Here is a 6043-nt window from a genome sequence, read left to right as displayed (position 1 = left end):
GCCGCCGACTTGTTCAAATTCCGGACGATCATCCCGCCTGCCTGAACGGGTCGTTTCCGCTCGGCCGTGTAACCCGAAAACAGCTGTTTTTGAACCACGCCCTGCGTTCCACCTCGGCGAGCAGCGCCTGTGCGCGTGCCGTCGGTCGCAGTCGGCCGCGCACGCGCTCGAACAGCGCCATGCCCAGCACCTGCTCCAGCCGCGCCAAGTCGCGGCTGATGGTGGGCTGCGAACTGCCCAACCGATCGGCCGCGCGAGTGACATGGCCAGTGGCCATCACAGTGCGAAACACTTCGATCTGGCGGTGCGTGAGCGGGCGTGGGTTCGGGAGTGGGGCCGAGAGCGTAGATGCGGATGGTTTCATGTCGTATTCATATCCGTTTTGCATGGGCTCTGCAATTCTCCGTCATAGCCTAAATGGCCAAGGCGCGGCACCATGCTGGTCATGAACCCGTTCAATACCGCGCAACTACGCACCATCGCCGCGGACCACGGCACGCCACTGTGGGTGTACGACGCCGCCACCATCCGCGAGCGCGTCGCGTCGCTCAAATCCTTCGATGTGATCCGCTATGCGCAGAAGGCCAATTCCAACGTGCATGTGCTGCGCCTCATGCGCGAGCAGGGCGTGCGGGTGGACGCGGTCTCACTCGGCGAGATCGAGCGCGCGCATGCCGCCGGCTACGACAGTACTGATTTGCACGCGCCTGGCCTGGTGCTCACAGCCGATCTGCTGGACCATGCCACGCTGGCCAGGGTAGTGGCAAACGGCATTCCAGTGAACGCAGGCTCCATCGACATGTTGCGGCAGCTTGGCAACGCCGCGCCGGGCCACCGCGTCTGGCTGCGCATTAACCCGGGATTCGGTCACGGCCACAGCAACAAGACAAACACCGGCGGCGAGCACAGCAAGCACGGTATCTGGCATGCCGATTTGGAAGTGGCTCTGGACGTGATCCAAGCCTGCGGCCTGCACTTGGTAGGGCTTCATATGCACATCGGCTCGGGCGTGGACTATGGCCACCTCGCGCAGGTGTGCGGCGCGATGGTCGATCTGGCTGCGCGGGTGAGTCTGCCCATTGAGGCCATCTCCACCGGCGGCGGCCTGTCCATCCCTTACCTGGCGCGAGAGGCTCGCGTCGATGTGGCGCACTACTTTGGTCTGTGGGACGCAGCACGCAAACGCATTGAGGCAGCGCGCGGCCACCCCATCACCCTGGAGATCGAGCCGGGCCGCTACTTGGTGGCCGAGTCGGGCGTGCTGTTGAGCGAAGTGCGGGCCGTCAAGCGTCAGGGTCGCCAGCACTTCGTTCTGGTGGACGCTGGCTTCAACGACCTGATGCGCCCGGCGATTTACGGCGCGCACCACGGCATCCAACTGCTGCAATGCGATGACACGCCGCGCGAGCTGGTGGCCACCGTGGTGGGCGGGCCGCTGTGCGAGTCTGGCGATGTATTCACCCAGGGCGACGGCGGCGTGGTGCTGACGCGCGAGTTGCCCGCTGCGCGCGTGGGCGACCTGCTGGTTTTCGAGGACTCGGGCGCATACGGCGCCTCGATGTCCAGCAACTACAACAGCCGGCCGCTGATTCCTGAGGTGCTGGTGGATGCTGGTCGGGCGCGGCTGATCCGGCGGCGGCAGACGGTGGCGGAGTTGATGGCGCTGGAGTTTCGCGTCGCTGATTGATCCCACAACACTCTCTGGAGCGCGTCAAACGAGGGCGCGGGAATGCTGCAGCGCCTGCGCGTGCGTTGGTGTTCGCGGAGGCTCATAGGGCTGCAATCCTAGGTGTGTTGCGATCCGCTCAATTATCGGCGCCGACAAGATCGCTTTCGCGATGCAGGACTGTCGGATAGCGGCCAACCATAAGCGACGGCAGATGGCCGGGCACTGTCGCCGAGCGCCGCCACCGGGGCGGTCAGCTTGGCGCCGTACAACCGATCGTCAGGTCTGATGTCGTCGACAGTAGTTAGTGAAGCACTGCTGCGCTGCGCACCATTTGATGGCGTCGGAATTTCCGGCGGTTCGGGCGTACACCCCCTGAATGGGCGCTACGCGTTCCGCAACGGCGGGCATGCCATCGATCTCGACACCATCATCCGGGCGCTGAATCTATAGCGAACGTGTCGGCCGCGCCGTCTGGTCATGGGTCGCTCGGCGGCGATGCCGCAGGGCCTCAGCGGGACAAAATGACGGTCGCCGGAATTTTCTGAGGTTGCAGCTTGACCCCAAGAAGCTGCGCCGAGCAAGCGCCAATTGGATGCGGCACTATCTTCCCTTTCAGACTATGTCTCGTGAATCGCGCGCGCGGGCCAGTGTGACGCGATCTTGGCGCTCGCCCCGCGCGGCTGCAACGCGCTTACCCGACATAGTCTGGCAACCTACAGGCTGTTGAGGAAGTCCATAAGCTGATCGCCGGGCCGAAATCGACTCTGTCGCCCGTGAACGGGTGTTGTCTTGGCCAGCGCCTGTTCTTTCATGGCCAGGGATGCATCGAGATAGATCTGCGTGGTCTCGACGCTCTCATGCCCGAGCCACAAGGCGATCACCGAACGGTCGACACCCGACTGTAAAAGATCCATGGCCATCGTGTGTCTCAAGCGGTGGACGGTGACGCGCTTTTGTTGCAGTGACGGGCAGGCCTTCGAGGCCGTGGTTCGATGCTTGTTCAGCATGTACTGCACACCGTGGACGCTCAGACGTTCGCCCTTGACGCTGGGAAACAAGACCTGCCCGTCGCCGCGCGGTCGCTCGCGCAACCAGGCGGTCAAGACGGCTTGCGTGGGCCTGGCCAGTGGCGTACAGCGCTCTTTGCGGCCCTTGCCGATCACGCGTAGATGCGACCCTGTTCCGAGGACAAGATCCTCGCGCTTGAGTCCGGTCATCTCGGACAGCCGCAAGCCGGTCTGCACCGCGACCAGCAAGAAGGCGTGATCGCGCCGTCCGGACCATGTTTGCCGGTCCGGAGCAAGCAGCAAGGCGTCGACTTCCGCGCGCGTCAGGAATGGGACCAGCGTACGCGTGTAGCGCTTGCTGGGAATTGCCAACACGCGCTGGATTTGCGCGGAGTGTTCCGGCGCTTCGAATGCTGCAAAGCGAAAGAAGGAATGGATCGCGGTGAGTCGCAGATTGCGGCTGCGAACGCTGATGCCGCGCCGCTTCTCCAGGTCATCAAGAAACGCCACGATCAAGGGCGCATCGACCTCCTCGAAGCTCAGGCGTGACGGCGGTTTGTGCAGCCGCTTCTGGACGAACTTCAAGAACTGGCGGAAGGTGTCGCGATAGGAGCTGACGGTATGTGGACTGGCCTGGCGCTGCTGCATCAAGCGCTGCGTGAAGAAGCGCTCCAGCAGCGGGGCAAAGCTGGCGGGATTGGTCATGGCCGGTCCTCCCAGCAGCGTTCGAGGCGACGCATGGCCTCACGCATCAGCTCGGGCGATGCGTTCAGATACCACTGCGTATCGGCGACGTGGACATGCCCGAGATAGGCCGACAGCACCGGCAACAGGCGCTCGGGATCCTGGTTGAGTTGGTACCAGCGCACGAGCGTATTCGTCGCGAATCGATGACGCAGGTCGTGTAGGCGTGGCCCGTGGCTGTCGGACGCGCCACGCAGGCCGATCTGCCGCGACAGTGCATAGAAAGCCCGATGCACCTCCGCGGCATCCAGGTGATTGCCTCGGTTCGAGACGAACACGTAGGATGACACCGGACGTTCGGCCCAACGGTGGTCGCGCTCGGCAAGATATCGCCCGAGCACCTGACAGGTCGACGCGTGCAAGGGCACGAGGCGGTCCTTGCCACACTTGGCGCCGCGAATAGTCAGCACCGCGGAGTTCAGGTCGACGTCTGGAAGACGGAGGTTGAGCGCCTCGCCGAGTCGCAGGCCCGTAACGCTCAACAGTCCGAACAGGCAGTGGAACAAGCGCGGTCTGAGTGCGTCGCACTTGCAACGGCAGGACATGGCGAGCGCTGCGCGCAACAGGCAGCTGATCTCTTCTTCGGAATACAGATATGGACGTGCGCGCCGGGGCTGAAACGGCAGCAAGCCCGGCGGCGGAATCTGCGTGCGCTGATCTGTCGCGCTGCGGTAGCGGGCGAATCCGCGAACGAAGCTCAGTCGTTGCGCCCAATGGGCCGGCGTTGCATCTCTGGGCAGTTGAGCCCAGACGAGAGCCAACTCCGATGTGATGAAGGCCGCACGGCGCTGGTGCATGAAGGCGGCGAAGTCGAGCAAACCCTTGCCGGCCTCCCTGAGCTTGAAACCCAGGTCGCGCCGCATCGTCAGATAGTCTTGGATGGCCTGATGCAGGGTGTTCATTGCGCACCCCTCGGCCACGGTGGCGCCAGCTTGCGCAGTGCCTGGATATCGATCTTCGTGTAGATCATCGTCGTCTGTGGATGGCGATGCCCCAGGACGTCACCGATCTCGCCGAGCGAAGCGCCGCGGCGCAACATCTCGGTGGCCAGTCCATGACGAAATTGATGCGCACCGAACGTAGGAGCATCGACGTCGCTGCGCTGCAGCCGATGCCGCACGATCGAGCCAATGGCGCAGCCTCCCTGAAAGGCGCACGCCGGCGCTCGCGCACGCAGAAAGACGCATCGGCTGGTGCTGAATGGTCGACCGCTCTTCAGATAGGCGGCGATCGCCCTACCGACATCGTCAGGTAAGGGCAGCTCGTTGCGATGGCCGCTCTTGCCGTGCACGCTCAACTGCCCCACCTTCCAGTCGATGTCGTCAAGCTGCAAGGACGCCACTTCACCGGAACGTAGTCCCAATCGGGCAAGCAGCAGCACGATGGCATAGTCACGACGCCCGGTCGCGGTGCGCCGATCGATGCTCGCCAGCAGTTGGCGCACCTGCTCTGGAGCGATCGCGCGCGGGATCGATGTCATCGACCAGTTGGGGACGACGGGCACAGCAGCCGCCAGATCCACATCGACCTCGCCGCAATACCGCGCGTAGTTCAGGAACGAACGCAGCGAGGTGGTCATGAGCTTGGCCCGCTTCCTGTGCAGACGTGGCGCCAAGTGTCCAACAAAGCGCACGATATCGGCGGCGCTCAAGCAAGACAGATTGACCGACCCCGTGCCGAAGCGATGCTTGAGGAACTCACGAACGAACCCAACGTAGCAGACGATCGTCACCGTGGCGAGGGCACGCGCCTCGCGCAGGTAGACCTCGTAGGCGTGGATGCAGTGATCAACCGAGAACGGATCAGGCACCGCGCGCCTCTCCTCTGGAACCACGCCCTCCCGGTGCAGGAAATACACCAGGTGCGCGAGCGCCGCATGATCATCCCCTCGGGGTTGCGCGCGTCGAGCCCGATATCGCAAGTACCGTCTCACATGGTCGGAGGTGATGTCTTGCAGCACCACCCCCTTCTGCTTGAGCCATTGACTGAAACAGGATCCGAGCATGACTTGACGATGAAGCCACTGCAACGAATACCCCATGGCATCCAACGAATCTGCAAACATGCCCAGGTACGGCGCAATCGGCCCTTCTGGGGCTCGAGAAAGTACCACTTGGCTGTTGATGACGAACTTCATGGCGGACCCCTTGCCCGATTGGGCAGTGCGTGGGGTCCAAGACTATGTCGAGCTCCTCGCGCGAAGGTCCGCTCAGAATGCGGCTACCGGTTGCACGCAAGACATAGTCAGGAAGGGAAGATAGTGGCGCATCCAGTGCGTGCTCGCCTGCTCGAAGCGCTCCGCCCCCTTGACGTCGCCCCGCTGGCGCAGCACCTGCGCGCACTCGCCGAAGAACCCCTTGAGCTGGCGGTACAGCGTCGTTCCTGCCACGCCCTCGAAGGCATCGATCACACGGGCGACCATCAGCGCCGGCGCGCGCTGCGCCACGTCGGTGGCCTTGCCCAGCAGATGCGCCGTGCGGTTGCCGATGTACTGCGGGTCCGGGTCGAGCCCCCGGGCTTCGAGGTAGGCCGCCAGCGTCGTGACCACCTCGATCGGCACCGGCACCTCCCTGACCTTCTGGCCCTTGCCCACCACGCGCAGCAGCCAGCCCTGCAGCGGCGT

The 6043-nt window shown here is 63.8% G+C and carries 4 protein-coding genes and 2 pseudogenes; 1 reads left to right on the top strand and 5 read right to left on the bottom strand.

The window, feature by feature from the left end:
* Window positions 1-103: 103 nt before the first annotated feature.
* Window positions 104-364, bottom strand: a pseudogene (locus AC30NL_RS03675) (LysR family transcriptional regulator); the annotation flags it as partial.
* A gap of 81 nt (window positions 365-445) precedes the next feature.
* Between AC30NL_RS03675 and lysA the strand changes: the two are divergent.
* On the top strand, window positions 446-1687 hold the full coding sequence (gene lysA / locus AC30NL_RS03670) for a diaminopimelate decarboxylase (RefSeq protein WP_489462656.1): 1242 nt from the start codon (window positions 446-448) through the stop codon (window positions 1685-1687).
* Between the two features lie 695 nt (window positions 1688-2382).
* Here the strand turns inward: lysA and AC30NL_RS03665 are convergent.
* From AC30NL_RS03665 to AC30NL_RS03650, 4 genes and pseudogenes are all read right to left on the bottom strand, one after another.
* Window positions 2383-3381 carry a site-specific integrase gene (locus AC30NL_RS03665; protein WP_489462655.1) on the bottom strand — a complete coding sequence of 333 codons (999 nt, stop codon included), beginning with the start codon at window positions 3379-3381 and terminating at the stop codon, window positions 2383-2385.
* Window positions 3378-4322 (bottom strand): tyrosine-type recombinase/integrase, encoded by a 945-nt coding sequence (locus tag AC30NL_RS03660; protein ID WP_489462654.1) that lies wholly within the window; start codon window positions 4320-4322, stop codon window positions 3378-3380. Before AC30NL_RS03660 ends, AC30NL_RS03665 begins: the two co-directional genes overlap by 4 nt.
* A complete protein-coding gene (locus tag AC30NL_RS03655) occupies window positions 4319-5557 on the bottom strand; it encodes a site-specific integrase (protein ID WP_489462653.1) in 1239 nt (412 codons plus the stop codon). The genes AC30NL_RS03660 and AC30NL_RS03655 overlap by 4 nt, the downstream gene beginning before the upstream one ends.
* Window positions 5558-5629: 72 nt before the next feature.
* Window positions 5630-6043 (bottom strand): annotated as a pseudogene (locus AC30NL_RS03650) (hypothetical protein); the annotation flags it as partial.

Source organism: Rhizobacter sp., assembly GCA_021153565.1.
GTDB lineage: Bacteria > Pseudomonadota > Gammaproteobacteria > Burkholderiales > Burkholderiaceae_C > Albitalea.
Note: the sequence above shows the minus strand (reverse complement) of the source record. Positions and strands in the feature narration are given on the sequence as shown.

Bases quoted from the DNA above. Each gene is read 5' to 3' on its own strand.
- lysA (WP_489462656.1), top strand. From the start codon at position 446: ATGAACCCGTTCAATACCGCGCAACTACGCACCATCGCCGCGGACCAC.
- AC30NL_RS03655 (WP_489462653.1), bottom strand. From the start codon at position 5,557: ATGAAGTTCGTCATCAACAGCCAAGTGGTACTTTCTCGAGCCCCAGAA.
- AC30NL_RS03665 (WP_489462655.1), bottom strand. From the start codon at position 3,381: ATGACCAATCCCGCCAGCTTTGCCCCGCTGCTGGAGCGCTTCTTCACG.
- AC30NL_RS03660 (WP_489462654.1), bottom strand. From the start codon at position 4,322: ATGAACACCCTGCATCAGGCCATCCAAGACTATCTGACGATGCGGCGC.